Origin of the sequence: Paenibacillus humicola, assembly GCF_028826105.1 — a bacterium.
Classification (GTDB): Bacteria; Bacillota; Bacilli; order Paenibacillales; family Paenibacillaceae; genus Paenibacillus_Z; species Paenibacillus_Z humicola.
Genome location: NZ_JAQGPL010000001.1, coordinates 5,277,501 through 5,294,728, shown reverse-complemented (window position 1 = coordinate 5,294,728; position 17,228 = coordinate 5,277,501). Strand labels below are relative to the sequence as shown.

The window sequence follows — 17,228 nt, the reverse complement described above, 5'->3', positions numbered from 1 at the left end:
CAAGTGGCAAAAACTTCGATGAAAATCAAGCAGCAGCGCCCGCCGAAATTCAAAGTGCGCGCCTACACGCGCTGCGAACGCTGCGGCCGTCCGCATTCCGTATTGCAAAAGTTTAAAATTTGCCGGATTTGTTTCCGTGAATTAGCATACAAAGGCCAGATTCCTGGCGTTAAAAAAGCAAGCTGGTAAACGGCTTGAGTATCGGGAAGGAGGTTCACACAAATGGTTATGTCTGATCCGATCGCAGATATGCTGACGCGCATCCGCAACGCCAACGTTGTGCGCCATGAAACCGTGGAAATGCCCGCTTCGAAAGTGAAGAAGCAGATCGCCGAGATTTTGAAACGCGAGGGCTTTATCCGCGATGCTGAGTATATCGAAGACAACAAACAAGGGATCATCCGTATTTTTCTGAAATACGGCCCGAACCAAGAGCGCGTCATTACCGGACTGAAGCGTATCAGCAAGCCCGGCCTGCGCGTATATACGAAATCAACCGAAGTCCCTCGCGTTTTGGGCGGTCTCGGAGTGGCAATCATCTCCACGTCCAAAGGGATTATGACCGATAAAGAAGCCCGTCAGGTGAAATCCGGCGGCGAAGTGATTTGCTACGTTTGGTAATCAAGCGTCACAACGATTGGAGGTGTAACCATGTCTCGTATTGGCCGTAAACCGATTCAAATTCCAGGCGGCGTCAACATCGACCTGGCCAACAGCGTCATTACCGTTAAAGGACCGAAGGGTACGCTCAGCCGCGAAATCCACAAAGATATGAAGGTGGTCCTCGCGGACAGCATCATCACGATCGAACGTCCTTCCGACAATAAACTGCATCGCTCTCTGCACGGTACGACCCGCAGCGTCATCGCCAACATGGTGAACGGAGTAACCGAGGGCTTCGCCAAAAGCCTCGAGCTCGTAGGCGTTGGATACCGTGCGAACAAATCCGGCGAGAAAGTGGTCCTGAACGTGGGATACTCCCACCCGGTTGAAATCGCACCGGAGAAGGGCATCGAGTTCGAAGTACCTTCGAACACGAGGATCGTCGTGAAAGGCATCGACAAGGAGCTCGTCGGCGCTACCGCGGCGAAAATCCGCTCCGTGCGCGAGCCCGAGCCGTATAAAGGCAAAGGGATCAAGTACGAAGGCGAACGCATCCTTCGCAAGGAAGGCAAGGCCGGCAAGAAGAAATAAGCGTTCCGGCGGATCGCTTGATCGGATAGCATCCTGAAAGCATACTAGGAAAGGAGCGTACAACGAATGATTACAAAAGGCGATAAAAACAAGGCCCGTTTGAAACGCCACCTGCGCGTGCGCAAGAAAATCAGCGGAACGACGGCACGTCCGCGTTTGTCTGTTTTTCGTTCTTCCAAGCACATTTACGCCCAGCTGATCGACGACGTTCAAGGCGTAACGATCGCTGCCGCTTCTACGAAGGATAAAGAGCTGGCCGGCCAAATCGGCAACGGCGGCAACGTGGAAGCAGCGCGTAAAATCGGCGAGCTGATCGCAAACCGCGCCAAAGAGAAAGGCGTAACGGAAGTCGTTTTCGACCGCGGCGGTTACTTGTACCATGGACGTGTTCAAGCGCTTGCCGATGCAGCCCGCGAAGCAGGGCTTGAATTTTAAACGATACCACTTAACAAGGAGGTAAGACGACTTGCGTATAGATCCGAATGCGTTAGAATTAACGGAAAAGGTAGTCCAAATCAACCGTGTAGCGAAAGTTGTAAAAGGCGGACGCCGTTTCAGCTTTAGCGCACTGGTCGTTGTCGGTGACGGCAAAGGTTACGTCGGCGCAGGCATCGGTAAGGCATCCGAGGTTCCGGACGCCATCCGCAAAGGCATCGAGGATGCGAAGAAAAACCTGATCCATGTCCCGCTTGTCAATACAACGATTCCGCACCAGGTGCTCGGACATTTCGGCGCAGGACGCGTGCTGCTCAAGCCGGCATCGGAAGGTACCGGCGTTATTGCGGGCGGTCCTGTTCGTGCCGTTCTCGAGCTTGCAGGCGTGGGCGACATTTTGACAAAGTCGCTCGGTTCTTCCAATTCCATGAACATGGTCAACGCGACGCTGGAAGGCCTCACCCGCCTGAAACGCGCCGAGGACGTTGCCAAACTGCGCGGAAAAACCGTACAAGAGCTCTTGGGTTAAGGAGGGGAACACGATGGCAAAATTGCAAATCACCCTCGTTCGCAGCCTGATCGGCCGTAACGAGAAGCAGCGCATGACTGTGAAAACGCTCGGTTTGCGCAAGCTTCATCAAACGGTTGTTCACAACGACAACCCGGCCATTCGCGGCATGGTGAACCATGTCAGCCATTTGGTGAAAGTCGAAGAAGTACAAGGATAAGATTGCAATACAGGCAGTTCAAAAAATAGAAGGAGGTGCAGCACACGATGAAATTGCATGATCTGAAGCCTGCAGAAGGGTCCCGCAAAGCAAGCTTTCGCGTAGGACGCGGTATCGGCAGCGGCAACGGCAAGACGGCCGGCAAAGGTCACAAAGGTCAAAACGCCCGTTCCGGCGGCGGCGTCCGTCCGGGCTTCGAGGGCGGTCAAAACCCATTGTACCGCCGTTTGCCGAAACGCGGTTTCAATAACCCGTTCCGTAAGGAGTACGCGATTGTGAACATCGATGAGCTGAACAGCTTTGCAGCCGGCACGGAAGTGACGCCTGAGCTCTTGATGGAGCAGGGGATCGTAAAGAACCCGCTCGCGGGCATCAAGGTTCTCGGCAATGGCGAAATCAGCGTCCAGCTGACGGTGAAAGCAAACAAGTTCTCTCAATCTGCGGTAGAGAAAATCCAGGCTGCCGGCGGTAAAACCGAGGTGATCTAATGTTCAAGACCGTCTCCAACATTTGGAAGGTAGAAGACCTGCGCAAACGGATTTTGTTCACACTGTTCATCTTGCTCGTTTACCGGATCGGTACGTTTATCCCGGTTCCCGGCGTCGATAAAAGCGTTCTTCAGCAAGCAGGCCAATCCGGTGAAGGTTTGTTCGGCTTGCTGAACACGTTCTCCGGCGGGGCGCTGTATCAATTCTCGATTTTGGCGCTTGGGATCATGCCGTACATTACGGCTTCGATCATCGTCCAGCTGCTCTCGATGGATGTGATTCCGCGTTTTGCCGAATGGGCCAAAGAGGGCGAAAGCGGCAAGAAGAAGCTGACGCAAATTACGCGTTACGGTACGGTCATCCTCGGTTTGATCCAGGGCTTCGGCACGGCGATCGGTTTTAACCGTCAATATCAATATCAGATGATTCCGGGGGCAACTATCACGGATTACATCATGATTGCGATCATTCTGACGGCCGGCGTCTCCTTTCTCATGTGGCTCGGCGAACAGATTACGGAGAAAGGGATCGGCAACGGGATTTCGATCCTGATTTTTGCCGGGATCGTCGCTCGTATCCCTACGCACGTGCGCTCGATCTATACGACGACCTTTGTCGACAATGCCGGCAACTTGTTTCTCAACATTGTCAAGATCCTCTTGGTGTTGATTGTCATTGTTGCGGTTATCGTGGGGGTCATTTTCGTTCAGCAGGGGATCCGGAAAATTCCGGTTCAATATGCCAAACGGGTTGTCGGACGCAAAATGTACGGCGGCCAATCGACGCATATTCCGCTCAAAGTGAACGGTGCAGGCGTCATTCCGGTCATCTTTGCGGTTTCGCTGCTGATGTTCCCGATTACCATCGCCCAGTTTTGGTCGACGCATGCTTGGGCACAATGGGTACAGAGTAACCTGTACTACGACCAGCCGCTCGGCATGGTGTTGTACGTGATTCTGATCATCGGGTTCACCTTTTTCTACACGTTCGTGCAAATCAATCCGGTGCAAATGGCCGATCAGATGAAGAAGAACGGCGGATATATTCCGGGCATTCGTCCGGGCAAGCCGACGTCCTCCTACATCACCCGGGTCATGTCGCGGCTGACCTTGAGCGGAGCGATCTTCCTGGCGCTCATCTCGATCCTGCCGGTTATTTTCGGTAGTCTGGCCGACTTGCCGCGGGACGTTCGGCTCGGCGGCACATCGCTTCTGATCGTTATCGGCGTTGCGCTCGATACGATGAAGCAGATCGAGACCCAGCTGATCAAGCGCCATTACAAAGGGTTTATCAATAAATAACGATCAGGTTCACGTTCGGGATTCCGGGCATTCGCTCGGCGGATGGCGGAACCCGGCCCTAGCCTATTGTATTTAAAGCGAGGAACACGCATATGAACATTTTATTCATGGGTCCTCCAGGCGCCGGCAAAGGCACGCAGGCCGAGCGGATCGTCGATGCCTTCGGCATTCCGCACATCTCGACCGGCGATGCGTTTCGTCTTGCGATGAAGCAGGGCACGCCGCTCGGACAGAAAGCGAAAGAATACGTCGATCAAGGCCTGCTCGTTCCGGATGAGATCACGAACGGAATCGTTCGCGAGCGGCTGCAGCAGGACGATTGCATGAAAGGCTTCCTGCTCGACGGTTTTCCCCGCACGCTTCAGCAGGCCGAAGCGCTTGACGATATGCTGGCGGAGATGGGACGCACAATCGATCATGTCGTGAACTTGAAGGTTGACCGCGGGCTCCTGCTTGCGCGTCTGACCGGTCGCCGCATTTGTAAATCCTGCGGAGCGACCTACCATGTGATGTTCAACCCGCCGAAGCAGGAAGGCGTATGCGACAAATGCGGCGGCGAGCTGTACCAGCGGTCAGACGATACGGAAGCGAAGGTCGGTACGCGTCTCGACGAATACATTTCCAAGACGGCTCCGCTGCTCGATTATTACAGTGCAAAAGGTGTCTTGCGAGAAGTGGACGGCGAGAAGGAGATCGATGAGGTCACGGCGGATATCGTATCCTGCTTGCGAGGTTCGGCAGAATGATCATTTGCAAGTCCGAAGCGGAATTGCGATTGATGAGAGAGGCTGGCCGGATTGTGGCGGAGACGCACCGTTTGCTTAAGGCAGCGATTCGTCCCGGCATCACGACCCGGGAGCTGGACGGAATAGCCGAAACCTATATTCGAAGTCAGGGCGCCACACCTTCATTCAAAGGCTACAACTCATTCCCTGGCAGCATATGCGCTTCTGTGAACGAAGAATTGGTGCACGGCATACCGGGGCCGCGCAAGCTGAGCGAAGGCGATATCATCAGCATCGACATCGGAGCGCAGTACGAAGGGTACCATGGCGACTCGGCCTGGACCTACGGCGTCGGCGAGATCGGCGATGATGCCAAACGTCTGCTCGAGGTGACGGAGGAATCGCTTTACGCGGGGCTCGCGCTTGTCAAACCGGATGTGCGGTTATTCACCGTATCGCATGCGATTCAGAAAGTGATTGAAGCTGCAGGCTTCTCCGTCGTTCGCGAATATGTCGGTCACGGCATCGGAGCGAGTCTCCATGAAGAACCGCAAATTCCGAACTACGGCATACCCGATCGCGGCCCGCGCCTGAAACCCGGCATGGTGCTCGCCATCGAGCCGATGGTCAATATCGGCGAGCGTTATGTCCGTACACTGGAGGATAATTGGACGGTCGTCACCGAGGACGGTTCCCTATGCGCTCATTTCGAGCATACGGTGGCCGTAACGGCGGACGGCTTTGAAATATTAACCCTATCCGGGGAGCAGGCAGGTTGAGCGCATTGGAGCATGTGCCCGAAATCGGCCGCATTGTCAAGGTGCTCCGCGGCAAGGACGAAGGGACGTACGCCGTCGTCATCGGCATCGTCGACGAACGCTTCGTTCTGATCGCGGACGGCGACAAGCGGCGCTTCGATCAACCGAAGAAGAAAAACGTGCTGCATCTTCTGATGCAACCGGCCGTCAGTCATGAAGTGCAGACCAGCATGCGGGAAACCGGCCGGGTAACGAACGCCAAACTGCGTTATGCGATTCAGAAGGTTTTGCAAGGGAAAGGAGAATGACTGTGGCCAAAGAAGACGTGATTGAAGTCGAAGGTACGGTCGTGGAGCCGCTGCCCAACGCCATGTTCAAGGTGGAACTGGAGAACGGACATCAGATTCTCGCCCATGTATCGGGTAAACTCAGAATGCATTTTATCCGCATCCTGACGGGAGATAAAGTGGTCGTCCAGTTGTCGCCTTACGATTTGTCCAGAGGACGCATTACCTATCGGAAGTAAGGCCGCCGGCCTTATGGAAGAAAGAATTCGGGAGGTAATCACAATGAAGGTCAGACCTTCGGTCAAGCCGATTTGCGAAAAATGCAAAGTCATTCGACGCAAAGGCAACGTGATGGTGATTTGTGAAAATCCGAAACACAAACAAAAACAAGGATAAGGAGGGATAACGGTATATGGCACGTATTGCTGGTGTTGACTTGCCGCGCGACAAGCGCGTCGTCATCGCATTGACGTACATTTTCGGAATCGGCAAAACGACGTCGCAAAAGATTCTGCAAACGACCGAGATTAGCGAAGATACCCGCGTTCGCGATCTGACGGAGGATGAAGTCAGCCGTCTGCGCGATGCGATCGACCGTTCGGTTAAAGTGGAAGGCGATCTTCGCCGCGAAATTTCCCTGAACATCAAACGGCTGATCGAAATCGGCTGCTATCGCGGTATCCGCCACCGCCGCGGTCTTCCGGTCCGCGGTCAACGGACGAAAACGAATGCTCGTACGCGCAAAGGTCCTCGCCGGACTGTAGCGAACAAGAAGAAATAATAAGGGGGGATAACGTACAATGGCTAAACCGAAAAAAGTGGTCCGCACCAAACGCCGCGACCGCAAAAATATCGAATCGGGCGTTGCGCATATCCGCTCGACGTTCAATAACACGATCGTTACGATTACCGATCCGCACGGCAATGCAATTTCGTGGGCCAGCTCGGGCAACCTGGGCTTCAAAGGATCCCGCAAAAGCACGCCGTTCGCCGCGCAAATGGCGGCCGAATCGGCAGCGAAAGCGGCTATGGAGCACGGTATGAAAGCCGTAGAAGTGATGGTAAAAGGCCCTGGCGCCGGCCGGGAAGCGGCAATCCGCTCGCTGCAGGCGGCAGGTCTTGAAGTTAACCTCATTAAAGACGTCACGCCGGTTCCGCATAACGGATGCCGTCCGCCGAAACGTCGTCGCGTATAGTCTTTGAAGCGTGTGGTATCAAATATCTGCAACTTGTGAATAATGGTTGTGAAGGTTTGGCATACTACATGATTTGACTACATTAGCGATCATGGTAACGGAGCGACGTTTTGAAGGAGGTTACTATTAGTGATTGAGATCGAAAAGCCGAAAATCGAAACCGTAGAGTTGAACGAGGAAGGCACATACGGACGTTTCGTAGTCGAACCGTTAGAACGCGGATACGGCACGACGCTCGGGAACTCGCTGCGCCGAATCCTGTTGTCGTCGCTGCCCGGTGCAGCAGTGACCTCGGTTCAAATCGACGGTGTGCTCCACGAGTTCTCCACGGTTCCGGGAGTGATCGAGGACGTAACCGAGATCATTCTGAACCTGAAGAGCCTCTCGCTCAAGATCCATTCCGATGAAGAAAAGGTTTTGGAAATCGACGCGGAAGGCGAAGGTAATGTTACGGCGGGCGATATTCGCGCAGACAGCGATGTCGAGATTTTAAACCCTGATCTTCATATCGCTACCTTGGCCTCCGGCGCGCGGCTCCATATGCGGGTTTTCGCAAACCGTGGACGCGGCTACGTGCAAGCGGACCGTAATAAACGTGAAGACCAGCCGATCGGCGTCATCCCGATCGATTCGATTTACACGCCAATTACACGCGTCAACTACAGCGTTGAAAATACCCGTGTCGGTCAAGTAACGAACTATGACAAGCTGACTTTGGAAGTATGGACCGACGGGAGCATTCGGCCGGAAGAGGCGGTCAGCCTCGGTGCCAAAATTTTGACCGAGCATCTGGATCTTTTCGTCGGGTTGACGGACGAAGCGAAAGATGCGGAGATCATGGTCGAAAAAGAAGAAGACAAGAAAGAGAAAGTACTCGAAATGACAATCGAGGAGCTGGATCTTTCGGTACGTTCGTACAACTGTCTGAAGCGAGCGGGCATCAATACCGTGCAGGAGCTGATCACGAAAACCGAAGAAGACATGATGAAGGTCCGCAACCTGGGCCGCAAGTCTTTGGAGGAAGTTCAGGAGAAGCTGGAAGAGCTCGGTCTTGGTCTCCGAATGGAAGAATAGAAGAACGAACGCACATCTTGGAGAAGGAGGGGAAAATCTATGGCATACTCTAAACTGAGCCGTGACGCAAGCTCGCGCAAAGCGTTGTTCCGCGACTTGGTCACCGATTTGTTCCTGTACGAGCGCATCCAAACGACGGAAGCGAAGGCGAAGGAGCTTCGCCCCATCGCAGAGAAGCTGATTACGCTGGCGAAACGCGGCGATCTTCACGCCCGTCGTCAAGCGGCGGCGTTCGTCCGTCGCGAAACGATCGACGGCGAGCAGGATGCAATTCAAAAGCTGTTCTCGGAACTGGCTACCCGTTACTCGGAACGTGCGGGCGGTTACACGCGGATCTTGAAGCTGGGACCTCGCCGCGGTGACTCGGCACCTATGGTGTACTTGGAACTGGTTGACCGTGCGTAAATAAGGAAAGGGTGGACCTTGCGGCCACCTTTTTTTATTGCCCGGCACGCCGCTCGCGGAAAGGAGGTGCAGGATGATGAATGTGCGAATGGTCGTCAGCTACGACGGGAACCGCTATAACGGATTTCAGACGCAGCCGGGCGGCAATACGATTCAGGACGTCCTTGAAACGGGGATCTGCAGCCTGACCCGCGAAGGCATCCGCATAATCGGATCCGGACGCACCGATGCGGGCGTTCATGCGCGGGGACAGGTCATCAACTTCCATACCGAGGCGAAAATACCGATCGAACGATGGGCGCTGGCGCTGAACTCGCGGCTCCCGGACGATATCGTCGTCCTTTCCGCGGATGAGGCGCCGGACGAGTTTCACGCCCGGTTTTCCGCCAAGCGCAAGACGTACCGGTATACGATCGATACGGGCCATTTTCCGAACGTGTTCATCCGCAGGTACAGCTTTCATCATCATGCGCCTCTCGATATCCGTGCTATGCGGTTGGCGCTCAATGCGCTGATCGGCGAGCACGATTTCACTTCGTTTACCTCAACCCAATCGACGCAGCTCAGCCACGTTCGAACGCTGTATGACGGCTGGCTCGAGGAAAGCGAAGGCCGGCTCGACATTTTTGTCACCGGCAGCGGGTTTCTCTACAATATGGTGCGCATTATCGCGGGAACGTTGATCGACGTCGGCGAGGGCAAGCGAAGGGCAGAGGATATGCCGGATATTTTGGCGGCGAAGGACAGGACGGCGGCCGGTCCGACGGCGATGGCGCATGGTCTTGCTTTGTGGAGTGTCGAGTACGAATAACGGCAGTAAGCTGGCGGTGTAAACCAACAATTTGCTTGCGTATAAACGCCCAGTATAGTAGAATATTACTTGTGCTTTCTAAGTGGCTCTCCCACAGCCCCGACTTAGACGGCCTCATAAATGAACGAAAATGACTTTGACTAAAATCGAATGAACCGATGAAACGTGAACGTTTCTTCATACATGAGAATGAACGGTCGTTTACATGAAGAAGGAGGATCTTCCATGCGCACCACCTACATGGCTAAGCCGAACGAAGTCGAACGCAAATGGTACGTCATCGATGCGGAAGGCAAGACGCTCGGCCGTCTGGCCAGCGAAGCGGCGGCGCTTATCCGCGGCAAGCATAAACCGCAGTTTACGCCGCATGTTGATACGGGCGATTTTGTCGTTGTGATCAACGCGGAGAAAATTGTCCTGACGGGCAAAAAGCTGCAAAACAAAATGTACTATCGTCACTCCCTGTATCCGGGCGGCTTGAAAGTGACGTCCGCGCAGGACATGATCAAGAACAAACCGATCCGCGTACTGGAGCAAGCGATTCACGGCATGCTGCCGAAGAACCGCCTGGGCGAGAAAATGAAGCTGAAATTGAAAGTATATGCCGGTTCGGAACATCCGCATCAAGCACAAAATCCGGAAGTTTACGAACTTCGCGGTTAATTGAGAGGGAGGACAGTTTCATGGCTCAAGTTCAATACTACGGAACCGGTCGTCGGAAACACTCCGTTGCACGCGTACGCCTTGTACCGGGTGAAGGACGAATTGTCATCAATAAACGCGATCTCAACGAATACTTCGGTCTCGAAACGCTGAAGTTGATCGTAAAACAACCGCTTGCCCTGACGGAAACGGGCAGTAAATACGATGTGATCGTCATTGCTTCAGGCGGCGGCATTTCCGGTCAAGCCGGTGCAATCCGCCACGGGATTTCCCGCGCACTGCTGAAGGCCGATCCTGAATTTCGGCCGGTGCTCAAGCGTGCAGGATTCTTGACCCGCGATCCGCGCATGAAAGAACGGAAGAAATACGGACTTAAAGCGGCACGCCGCGCACCTCAGTTCTCTAAACGTTAATGTGACGAAGCAAAATACCTTTCCTGCGTGCCGGGAGAGGTATTTTTCATATTTTTGGCGCATTTCAGTCATTGAACAATAGGCAGGGAGCCTTTATAATCTAATGTAGATGGATTTACTAGGAATTCACATTGGAGGGCAACGGCCATGAATTTGTTCGAAAAAGAAGCACTGGTTACGCAGAAAGCGGAAGAGCTTGAAAACGCCGCGCCGGAAGCGATTTTGCAATATGCGGTCGAAACATTTCCGAAGATTACGTTCGCGTGCAGTTTTGGTGCAGAGGACGTTGTGCTGGTTGATATGCTGCAGAAGATCAGCCCGAAGACGGACATTTTCTATTTGGATACCGATTTTCACTTTAAAGAAACGTATGAGACGCGCGACCGTATGATCGAGCGTTACGGCATGACTTTTGTGCAGGTGAAGCCGGAACTGACGCCGGAGCAGCAAGCGGAACGCCACGGGGCCGAGCTGTGGAAAAGCGATCCGAATCAATGCTGCAGCATCCGCAAAGTGCAGCCATTAACGAAAATATTGTCCAAATACGACGCCTGGATTACCGGCATTCGCAGGGACCAGGCACCAACGCGGGCAAATGCGAAAAAGGTTGAATATGATACAAAATTCGGTCTGATTAAATTCAATCCGCTCGCAAGCTGGACATCGGAAGACGTATGGAATTATATCCGCGAGAACGACGTGATTTATAATCCGCTGCATGACCGTAACTACCCGTCGATTGGCTGCGAATACTGCACGCGTCAGGTGATGCCGGGCGAGGATCCGCGTGCAGGACGCTGGGCGGGTACCGACAAGACGGAATGCGGATTGCATAAATAAGGAGGTTTTTATTCATAATGAGCAGCATTCAACCGCATGGCGGCGTACTGGTCAACCGGATCGCAGCCGGAGCGGAGCGCGAGGCGCTTCTTACGGAAGCCAGCTCCCTGAAAACGATCGAAGTAAGCAAATGGACCATTTCCGATCTCGATTTGATCGCAGTCGGCGCATTTTCGCCGCTGACCGGCTTTATGAACGAAGCGGATTACCGGTCCGTCGTCGAAAATATGCGTCTGGCCAGCGGATTGGTATGGAGTATCCCGATCACTCTTGCCGTTGAGGCATCTACAGCGTCGGAGCTGTCGGTCGGGCAGCGTGTAACGCTGGCAGGCGAGGACGGCGTTCTGTATGCCGTGATTACTGTGGAAAGCATTTATAACGTGGATCAAAAGCATGAGGCGCGAAACGTATTCAAAACGGATGAAGAAGCGCATCCGGGCGTTGCCAAGCTGTACAGCCGGCCATCCACGTATATCGGCGGGCCGATTACGCTGCTGAACCGTCCGGTTCCGGAGAAGTTCAATGAATTTTATTTTACCCCGGAACAAACGCGAAAAATCTTCGCCGAGAAAGGCTGGAAGAAAGTTGTCGGCTTCCAGACCCGGAATCCGGTTCACCGTGCACACGAATACATTCAGAAATCGGCGATGGAAATCGTCGACGGGCTTTTTCTCAACCCGCTCGTGGGTGAAACGAAATCGGACGACGTACCGGCCGTAGTACGAATGAAAAGTTACATTGCGCTGCTGGAAAATTACTATCCGAAGGACCGCGTATTCCTCGGTGTATTCCCGGCGGCCATGCGCTATGCCGGTCCGCGTGAAGCGGTATTCCATGCGCTCGTTCGGAAAAATTACGGATGCACGCATTTTATTGTCGGCCGCGACCATGCGGGCGTGGGCGATTATTATGGCACGTATGAAGCGCAGGAGCGCCTCGCTTCGTTCCCACCGGAGGATCTCGGCATTACGCCGCTGTTCTTCGAGCACAGCTTCTTCTGCAAGAAATGCGGCAATATGGCATCGAACAAGACATGTCCGCATGGCAAAGAAGATCATTTGACGCTTTCCGGAACAAAGGTTCGCGCGATGCTGAGAGAAGGCGTATGCCCGCCTCCGGAATTTTCGCGCCCGGAAGTGGCCAAAATTTTGATCGAAGGGATGGCCGAACAGCCGGTCTCCTGACAATCAGACCGAATTAAATTGCGCATTGTCCGCATATGAAGCCGCCTCGTCCCATAAGATGTACTGAAGCGCAGGTCAGACAGGCCTGCCGGAAATCATCGCTGGGGATGGGGTGGTTTTTTGCATGCGTCGCAACATTCGTAACCGGCTGGTTGTCTGGATTACATACCGGGGAGCGCTGCGGATCGGGATCGGCATGATCGCGGTGCTGCTCACCGTGCTGGTACTGACCGAGGAAGTGCCGGTGACACGGACATGGACCTACTGGACGCTGCCGTTGTCGGGCAAAACGATTGCCATCGATGCGGGGCACGGCGGAGCCGACGGAGGAGCGGTCAGCAAGCAGGGCGTGGTGGAAAAGGACCTGAATTTGGCGATCGCTCTGCAGCTCCGGGATTTCCTGCAGCAGGCGGGCGCCGTTGTCGTCATGACGCGGGAGGGCGACTACGATTTGGCGGAAGACGGCACTCAGAAATTAAGTCGGCGCAAAACGGAGGATTTGACGAAACGGGCGCAGTTCGTGAAGGATAAGCAGGCGTCCCTGCTCATCAGCATTCATATGAACAGTATTCCGTCCCCAAGATGGTCGGGTGCGCAGACGTTTTTCTATCCGAACCATCCGGATAACGCTGTCCTTGCTTCGCTGATCCAGGATGAGATCAAGCGGAACCTGCAGAACACGCAGCGGGTCGCGGCTACGGTCAATACCGTTTATTTGCTGAAGGCGGTCGGAGAGATTCCGAGCGCGCTGGTGGAGGTCGGCTTTTTGTCTCATCCCGGCGAATCGACGCTGCTGGCCGATGCCAACTACCAGAAGAAAGTGGCGGCCTCGATTTATCAAGGCATCCTTCGATATACGGCAGGGGAAAAATGGAGCGGCGTATCCGGCGGCGGGAAATCGGGCAGCTAAACGGCACGGCTTGGTCAAACACCGATTTATGTTATAATCATTTTAAATACCAGATGCAGCATTGGCAGGCATACGCTGCCATAAACGAATTAACGGACAGGAGACGAACAGCCCAATGTTGACCCGTGAAGAAGCCATTGCGGCCGCGGAACGCGCGGCGGCCGCTTTTAGCGCGGAGCAGGCGATCGCGATCCGCGATGTTGTTGTGAAAGATGCCGGCGTCTCGATGACGGTTCAAATCGCCGATGAAGCCCAGCGGTCCGCGCTGGAAGGCGCGCTGCGCGAAGCGCTGGAGAGGGCCGGCGCCGAAACCGTTCATCTTCGGTTTCGGGCCGGTGATGCGCCGGCCGGCGGCGCGCACGGCGCCGCCGCAGGCGGGAGCGGCGGGGCCGCCGCGGGCAGAGCCGCCGGCGGCCAGCCGGCCGCAGGCGCGCGGCCCCATCGGGGCCCCGGGGCCGCGCCCCCGCCTTCGCCGCTGCTGCGCGAGGGCAGCGGCGTTGAGTTCATCGCCGTCGCCAGCGGTAAAGGCGGCGTCGGCAAATCGACGGTGACCGTGAATCTCGCGGTCGCCCTGGCCCGCAAGGGCAAACGCGTCGGCATCATCGACGCGGATATTTACGGCTTCAGCGTGCCCGATATGATGGGCATCGAGGAGCGGCCCAATGTCGAGAACGAGCGCGTCATTCCGATTGAGCGCTTCGGCGTGAAAGTCATCTCGATGGGATTTTTCGTCGAAGATAACGCCCCGATCGTCTGGCGCGGCCCGATGCTCGGCAAAATGCTCCGCAACTTCTTTGCCGAAATCGAATGGGGCGAGCTTGATTATATGCTGCTCGACCTTCCGCCCGGAACGGGGGACGTGGCACTCGATGTCCATCAGATGATTCCGCACAGCAAGGAGATCATTGTGACGACGCCGCACGCCACGGCAGCTTTCGTCGCGGCGAGGGCAGGGGCGATGGCGATAAAGACGGAGCACGAAATTTTGGGCGTGGTGGAGAACATGTCGTATTACGTCAGCCGCAACGGCGAAATCGACTACGTATTCGGCCGCGGCGGCGGCGCCAAGCTGGCCGAGCAGCTGAATACCGATCTGCTGGCGCAAATTCCGCTCGGCGCGCCGGACAACCACCCGTCCGAGCCTGATTTTTCGCCTTCGGTCTATAAGGAAGATTCGGCCGCCGGCAAGCTGTACGCGGAAGTCGCCGACCGCGTCATCGCAAAATGCGGCAAATAAACATCGAAAACCGGAGCCAAACGGGCGCTCCGGTTTTTCGTGTTTAAGTGGAGCTTTGGTCGCCGCCTTCGCCGCCTTCACCGCCGCCTTGTTTCGTCACCTTTTCGTCCGGCTTAGGTTTCAGTTCTTCCTGCACGGCCTTTTTCATCAAATCCAAAATTTCCAGCCGGAACAGCGGACTTGACATCGATTCCTGCATAATCGTCTTCACTTGTTTACGGTATTGAGTGCTTTGCAGTACCTCCAAAATCATGCGGTCCATCTCGGGGCTTTTCATCACCTGCATCAGATCGCGCTGATAAGCCGGATCCTTTAGCAGGTCTTTATGAATCTGCTTGTTCTGCTTATTGACGGCCTTGGCGAACTCGCCGGCGAACCGCGGATCGGTCATCAGCTTTTGAATGACTTTATAATAATCGGGGGATACCAGCGTTTCCTTAACCACCATCTTGAGCTGTTCCTGATCTTGGGCCGACAGCAGCTTGATCCCCGAGCCGGAGCCGCCAACGGATGAAATCGTCGACTCCTGCAGCGCTTTTTGCGCGTCCTCGGTTTTAAGGATGTCAATTACCATCGACTTCATGTCTTTGTAGCTGAGCGCTTCACTTCCTCCGCCGCCGGACGGCTCCGAGCCGCAGCCCGTCGCCAGAACCATCAGCGCCAGAAAAGCGGGCAAAAATGCGCAGCGTTTCAACATAACCCGTGTCTCCCTTCTGTCGAAGCACCGTAATTCTTGGGTAGTAGTATGCGACATTGTTCAGGGGATTATCATACCCGCCGCGTAGCTTTTTATAGTGAACGTGGTAAAATAAAGGGTGGACTTACACCGTCCGTTTCCTGCAAGCCATTAACCCATGGGAGTGACAGACGTGAATTTGCGAAAATGGTTCTTTTTATTCTGGAGCACGATGGCCGTCGGCGGAGCTGCTACCGTCGTCGTCGGCACCGTCATGCAGTGGACGGATAAATCGTTCGGCTTCATGGGACTCGAGGCGGCCAGCTTCAATGCGCTGATGATGGCGCTCGTCGGCTTGTTGTTCGGCGCCTTCAGCCAAATGGGCTTTTTCGCATATTTGACGTTGAATTATATTGCCCTGAGCGTTTTTCGCAAAAGCTACCTGTGGAACGCGCTCCAAGCCTATACAACCCTGTTTACGCTCGGCGGACTTGGATATATGCTGTACCTGGACCGCAAATTGCTGGGCAGCTGGATGTTTTTGGCCGTTCCGCTTCTGTTGGCTGCCGCTGCTTGGGCCGTTAGCTATTGGAAAGTGAAGCGTACGAACGTCAACGCTTTTGTCCCGACCATGTTTTTGCAGGTGGTCGTCACGGTACTCGAAGCGTGGCCGAGTCTTCAAGGCGAAGGGAGCAATCCGAGTTCCATCCCGTTTATGATGATTCCGTTGTTCGTCTGCAATGCTTACCAAATTATGTGGCTGCACCGGCTTGTCGGCAAACAAACAACCGGCACCGCAGCGAATGCGAAGCCGGTTGCGAAATAACTTTTGATTAAAAATTGACGGCGGCGTTCAATTGATCGACCATGGCCGATTTATCCCGAACCGTTTTTCCCTGAAGGTCGGTTTGGGCAAGCAGCTCGGAGACCGTGACGAATTCGTAGCCTTTGGCCCGGAGCTGACCGATAATGGCGGGAAGGGCGGCCGCCGTTTGTTTGACCGAATCGCTTGCATGCATCAGGATGATATCGCCCGGATGCGCCTTGCTGACGACGCGGTTAATAATTTTATCCGTGCCGATATTCATCCAGTCGAGGGAATCAGTATCCCATTGAATCACGGTATAGTTCAGCTCTTCCGCGATACGGAGCACCCTTTTGTCAAAATCGCCGTTTGGCAAACGGATCAAATTCGGCGCTTTTCCCGTCACCTGCGCCAGAATCGTGTTGGCGGTCTGAATCTGCTTCCGGATTTCTTCGTCGTTTAATTTGCTGTAATTTTCGTGTTTGTGTCCGTGACTGCCGATTTCATATCCGGCATCGACGATTTTTTTGACGATATCCGTATGCGTCTGCGCCCAAGGCGAGGAGAGGAAGAAAGTTGCTTTCGTCACATTTTGTTCCTTCAGCATATTCAGGATCGGCTCGGTTTTCTTTTCCCCCCAGCTGATGTCGAACGTCAAGGCCACAATTTTTTTGTCCGTCGGCACGCTGTAGATCGCCGCAGGCAGCTGAGGCGCAAAAACCGTCACATTATCCTTTTCCGCATAAACGACGCCGGCGGAAAACAGCACCCCGACGCAAATGAGAAAATAACGCTTCAGTTTTCGGCCGTTCATGACATAAAACAGGTTCATTCGGACGCTCCTCTCAAAAAAGGGCTTGTTTCTAGTACAACTTATGCTCGTACAACGAACTTCATGCCGGGCAAGAATAATAAACGATTGAAAAGGGAGGATGAAGCGGTGTTCGCTCTCCGGGAAATCTTCAGACATCTTAAAACGATGCGGCATTACTTGGCGCTCAGCTCCGTCATTTTATTGGCGGGAATGGTCGTAGGGGGGACGAATCCGGCGTTCGAAGCGTTTATCGAGCATCAGTTGACCGGATTGAAACAAATGGC

At 54.4% G+C, this 17,228-nt stretch carries 28 protein-coding genes (1 of these 28 only partly in view); 26 read left to right on the top strand and 2 right to left on the bottom strand.

What is annotated here, in order from left to right:
• The first annotated feature begins 3 nt into the window (after window positions 1-3).
• The 24 genes from PD282_RS24310 to PD282_RS24195 all read left to right on the top strand — a co-directional run bounded on the left by PD282_RS24310 (window position 4) and on the right by PD282_RS24195 (window position 14,649).
• On the top strand, window positions 4-189 hold the full coding sequence (locus tag PD282_RS24310) for a type Z 30S ribosomal protein S14 (protein WP_185121710.1): 186 nt from the start codon (window positions 4-6) through the stop codon (window positions 187-189).
• 33 nt (window positions 190-222) lie between these two features.
• Window positions 223-621, top strand: a complete 399-nt coding sequence (gene rpsH, locus PD282_RS24305) for a 30S ribosomal protein S8 (RefSeq protein ID WP_274653989.1) — start codon at window positions 223-225, stop codon at window positions 619-621.
• A 30-nt stretch (window positions 622-651) separates the two neighbouring features.
• Entirely contained in the window at window positions 652-1,194 is a 543-nt protein-coding gene (gene rplF / locus PD282_RS24300) for a 50S ribosomal protein L6 (RefSeq protein ID WP_274653987.1), read from the top strand.
• 66 nt (window positions 1,195-1,260) lie between these two features.
• Window positions 1,261-1,629 (top strand): 50S ribosomal protein L18, encoded by a 369-nt coding sequence (rplR, locus tag PD282_RS24295; RefSeq protein WP_274653985.1) that lies wholly within the window; start codon window positions 1,261-1,263, stop codon window positions 1,627-1,629.
• Window positions 1,630-1,660: 31 nt separating this feature from the next.
• Window positions 1,661-2,158 carry a 30S ribosomal protein S5 gene (gene rpsE, locus PD282_RS24290; RefSeq protein WP_274653983.1) on the top strand — a complete coding sequence of 166 codons (498 nt, stop codon included), beginning with the start codon at window positions 1,661-1,663 and terminating at the stop codon, window positions 2,156-2,158.
• 13 nt (window positions 2,159-2,171) lie between these two features.
• Complete coding sequence (gene rpmD / locus PD282_RS24285; protein WP_274653982.1) at window positions 2,172-2,357, top strand: 50S ribosomal protein L30; 186 nt, start codon at window positions 2,172-2,174, stop codon at window positions 2,355-2,357.
• Window positions 2,358-2,404: 47 nt separating this feature from the next.
• The gene (gene rplO / locus PD282_RS24280; RefSeq protein WP_274653980.1) at window positions 2,405-2,845 is read left to right on the top strand and encodes a 50S ribosomal protein L15; all 441 of its coding nucleotides are present in this window, start codon (window positions 2,405-2,407) and stop codon (window positions 2,843-2,845) included.
• On the top strand, window positions 2,845-4,146 hold the full coding sequence (secY, locus tag PD282_RS24275) for a preprotein translocase subunit SecY (protein WP_274653978.1): 1,302 nt from the start codon (window positions 2,845-2,847) through the stop codon (window positions 4,144-4,146). Before rplO ends, secY begins: the two co-directional genes overlap by 1 nt.
• Window positions 4,147-4,238: 92 nt before the next feature.
• Window positions 4,239-4,892: an adenylate kinase gene (locus PD282_RS24270; protein WP_274653976.1), complete on the top strand. Its 654-nt coding sequence runs from the start codon at window positions 4,239-4,241 to the stop codon at window positions 4,890-4,892.
• Window positions 4,889-5,650 (top strand): type I methionyl aminopeptidase, encoded by a 762-nt coding sequence (map, locus tag PD282_RS24265; RefSeq protein ID WP_274653974.1) that lies wholly within the window; start codon window positions 4,889-4,891, stop codon window positions 5,648-5,650. Before PD282_RS24270 ends, map begins: the two co-directional genes overlap by 4 nt.
• Window positions 5,647-5,937, top strand: coding sequence for a hypothetical protein (locus PD282_RS24260; RefSeq protein ID WP_420832325.1), 291 nt, complete (start codon window positions 5,647-5,649; stop codon window positions 5,935-5,937). Before map ends, PD282_RS24260 begins: the two co-directional genes overlap by 4 nt.
• A 2-nt stretch (window positions 5,938-5,939) precedes the next feature.
• The gene (infA, locus tag PD282_RS24255) at window positions 5,940-6,155 is read left to right on the top strand and encodes a translation initiation factor IF-1 (RefSeq protein ID WP_219874756.1); all 216 of its coding nucleotides are present in this window, start codon (window positions 5,940-5,942) and stop codon (window positions 6,153-6,155) included.
• Between the two features lie 43 nt (window positions 6,156-6,198).
• Window positions 6,199-6,312, top strand: coding sequence for a 50S ribosomal protein L36 (rpmJ, locus tag PD282_RS24250; RefSeq protein WP_003333770.1), 114 nt, complete (start codon window positions 6,199-6,201; stop codon window positions 6,310-6,312).
• 16 nt (window positions 6,313-6,328) lie between these two features.
• On the top strand, window positions 6,329-6,697 hold the full coding sequence (gene rpsM, locus PD282_RS24245; RefSeq protein ID WP_274653972.1) for a 30S ribosomal protein S13: 369 nt from the start codon (window positions 6,329-6,331) through the stop codon (window positions 6,695-6,697).
• Window positions 6,698-6,716: 19 nt separating this feature from the next.
• Window positions 6,717-7,112, top strand: a complete 396-nt coding sequence (gene rpsK, locus PD282_RS24240; protein WP_148933645.1) for a 30S ribosomal protein S11 — start codon at window positions 6,717-6,719, stop codon at window positions 7,110-7,112.
• A gap of 129 nt (window positions 7,113-7,241) precedes the next feature.
• A complete protein-coding gene (locus tag PD282_RS24235; protein ID WP_274653969.1) occupies window positions 7,242-8,186 on the top strand; it encodes a DNA-directed RNA polymerase subunit alpha in 945 nt (314 codons plus the stop codon).
• A 39-nt stretch (window positions 8,187-8,225) separates the two neighbouring features.
• Window positions 8,226-8,591: a 50S ribosomal protein L17 gene (rplQ, locus tag PD282_RS24230; protein WP_274653967.1), complete on the top strand. Its 366-nt coding sequence runs from the start codon at window positions 8,226-8,228 to the stop codon at window positions 8,589-8,591.
• A 73-nt stretch (window positions 8,592-8,664) separates the two neighbouring features.
• On the top strand, window positions 8,665-9,402 hold the full coding sequence (truA, locus tag PD282_RS24225; protein WP_274653965.1) for a tRNA pseudouridine(38-40) synthase TruA: 738 nt from the start codon (window positions 8,665-8,667) through the stop codon (window positions 9,400-9,402).
• A 225-nt stretch (window positions 9,403-9,627) separates the two neighbouring features.
• On the top strand, window positions 9,628-10,065 hold the full coding sequence (rplM, locus tag PD282_RS24220) for a 50S ribosomal protein L13 (RefSeq protein WP_274653963.1): 438 nt from the start codon (window positions 9,628-9,630) through the stop codon (window positions 10,063-10,065).
• A gap of 20 nt (window positions 10,066-10,085) precedes the next feature.
• On the top strand, window positions 10,086-10,478 hold the full coding sequence (rpsI, locus tag PD282_RS24215) for a 30S ribosomal protein S9 (protein ID WP_274653961.1): 393 nt from the start codon (window positions 10,086-10,088) through the stop codon (window positions 10,476-10,478).
• 147 nt (window positions 10,479-10,625) lie between these two features.
• Complete coding sequence (locus tag PD282_RS24210) at window positions 10,626-11,318, top strand: phosphoadenylyl-sulfate reductase (RefSeq protein WP_274653959.1); 693 nt, start codon at window positions 10,626-10,628, stop codon at window positions 11,316-11,318.
• A gap of 17 nt (window positions 11,319-11,335) precedes the next feature.
• Window positions 11,336-12,502: a sulfate adenylyltransferase gene (gene sat, locus PD282_RS24205; protein ID WP_274653957.1), complete on the top strand. Its 1,167-nt coding sequence runs from the start codon at window positions 11,336-11,338 to the stop codon at window positions 12,500-12,502.
• Between the two features lie 124 nt (window positions 12,503-12,626).
• The gene (cwlD, locus tag PD282_RS24200; RefSeq protein ID WP_274653955.1) at window positions 12,627-13,412 is read left to right on the top strand and encodes an N-acetylmuramoyl-L-alanine amidase CwlD; all 786 of its coding nucleotides are present in this window, start codon (window positions 12,627-12,629) and stop codon (window positions 13,410-13,412) included.
• Between the two features lie 115 nt (window positions 13,413-13,527).
• Window positions 13,528-14,649, top strand: coding sequence for an Mrp/NBP35 family ATP-binding protein (locus PD282_RS24195; RefSeq protein WP_274653953.1), 1,122 nt, complete (start codon window positions 13,528-13,530; stop codon window positions 14,647-14,649).
• A gap of 43 nt (window positions 14,650-14,692) precedes the next feature.
• Here PD282_RS24195 and gerD read toward each other — a convergent pair whose 3' ends face one another.
• Window positions 14,693-15,346, bottom strand: coding sequence for a spore germination lipoprotein GerD (gene gerD, locus PD282_RS24190; protein ID WP_274653951.1), 654 nt, complete (start codon window positions 15,344-15,346; stop codon window positions 14,693-14,695).
• Window positions 15,347-15,518: 172 nt separating this feature from the next.
• Here gerD and PD282_RS24185 point away from each other — a divergent pair, with 172 nt between their 5' ends.
• Entirely contained in the window at window positions 15,519-16,151 is a 633-nt protein-coding gene (locus tag PD282_RS24185) for a KinB-signaling pathway activation protein (RefSeq protein WP_274653949.1), read from the top strand.
• A 7-nt stretch (window positions 16,152-16,158) separates the two neighbouring features.
• Here the strand turns inward: PD282_RS24185 and pdaB are convergent, their stop codons facing one another.
• A complete protein-coding gene (gene pdaB, locus PD282_RS24180; protein ID WP_274653947.1) occupies window positions 16,159-16,962 on the bottom strand; it encodes a polysaccharide deacetylase family sporulation protein PdaB in 804 nt (267 codons plus the stop codon).
• Between the two features lie 108 nt (window positions 16,963-17,070).
• Here pdaB and PD282_RS24175 point away from each other — a divergent pair, with 108 nt between their 5' ends.
• Window positions 17,071-17,228 carry the start of a stage II sporulation protein M gene (locus PD282_RS24175; protein WP_274653945.1) on the top strand. Its footprint extends 457 nt past the window's final position, so only the first 158 of its 615 coding nucleotides appear in the window; its start codon is at window positions 17,071-17,073; its stop codon lies beyond the right edge, outside the window.

Excerpts from the sequence above, each read along its gene's own strand:
- rpsH (WP_274653989.1), top strand. The coding sequence starts at position 223 with ATGGTTATGTCTGATCCGATCGCAGATATGCTGACGCGCATCCGCAAC.
- rplF (WP_274653987.1), top strand. The coding sequence starts at position 652 with ATGTCTCGTATTGGCCGTAAACCGATTCAAATTCCAGGCGGCGTCAAC.
- rplR (WP_274653985.1), top strand. The coding sequence starts at position 1,261 with ATGATTACAAAAGGCGATAAAAACAAGGCCCGTTTGAAACGCCACCTG.
- rpmD (WP_274653982.1), top strand. The coding sequence starts at position 2,172 with ATGGCAAAATTGCAAATCACCCTCGTTCGCAGCCTGATCGGCCGTAAC.
- rplO (WP_274653980.1), top strand. The coding sequence starts at position 2,405 with ATGAAATTGCATGATCTGAAGCCTGCAGAAGGGTCCCGCAAAGCAAGC.
- secY (WP_274653978.1), top strand. The coding sequence starts at position 2,845 with ATGTTCAAGACCGTCTCCAACATTTGGAAGGTAGAAGACCTGCGCAAA.
- PD282_RS24270 (WP_274653976.1), top strand. The coding sequence starts at position 4,239 with ATGAACATTTTATTCATGGGTCCTCCAGGCGCCGGCAAAGGCACGCAG.
- map (WP_274653974.1), top strand. The coding sequence starts at position 4,889 with ATGATCATTTGCAAGTCCGAAGCGGAATTGCGATTGATGAGAGAGGCT.
- rpmJ (WP_003333770.1), top strand. The coding sequence starts at position 6,199 with ATGAAGGTCAGACCTTCGGTCAAGCCGATTTGCGAAAAATGCAAAGTC.
- rpsM (WP_274653972.1), top strand. The coding sequence starts at position 6,329 with ATGGCACGTATTGCTGGTGTTGACTTGCCGCGCGACAAGCGCGTCGTC.
- rpsK (WP_148933645.1), top strand. The coding sequence starts at position 6,717 with ATGGCTAAACCGAAAAAAGTGGTCCGCACCAAACGCCGCGACCGCAAA.
- rplQ (WP_274653967.1), top strand. The coding sequence starts at position 8,226 with ATGGCATACTCTAAACTGAGCCGTGACGCAAGCTCGCGCAAAGCGTTG.
- truA (WP_274653965.1), top strand. The coding sequence starts at position 8,665 with ATGATGAATGTGCGAATGGTCGTCAGCTACGACGGGAACCGCTATAAC.
- rplM (WP_274653963.1), top strand. The coding sequence starts at position 9,628 with ATGCGCACCACCTACATGGCTAAGCCGAACGAAGTCGAACGCAAATGG.
- rpsI (WP_274653961.1), top strand. The coding sequence starts at position 10,086 with ATGGCTCAAGTTCAATACTACGGAACCGGTCGTCGGAAACACTCCGTT.
- PD282_RS24210 (WP_274653959.1), top strand. The coding sequence starts at position 10,626 with ATGAATTTGTTCGAAAAAGAAGCACTGGTTACGCAGAAAGCGGAAGAG.
- sat (WP_274653957.1), top strand. The coding sequence starts at position 11,336 with ATGAGCAGCATTCAACCGCATGGCGGCGTACTGGTCAACCGGATCGCA.
- cwlD (WP_274653955.1), top strand. The coding sequence starts at position 12,627 with ATGCGTCGCAACATTCGTAACCGGCTGGTTGTCTGGATTACATACCGG.
- PD282_RS24195 (WP_274653953.1), top strand. The coding sequence starts at position 13,528 with ATGTTGACCCGTGAAGAAGCCATTGCGGCCGCGGAACGCGCGGCGGCC.
- gerD (WP_274653951.1), bottom strand. The coding sequence starts at position 15,346 with ATGTTGAAACGCTGCGCATTTTTGCCCGCTTTTCTGGCGCTGATGGTT.
- pdaB (WP_274653947.1), bottom strand. The coding sequence starts at position 16,962 with ATGAACCTGTTTTATGTCATGAACGGCCGAAAACTGAAGCGTTATTTT.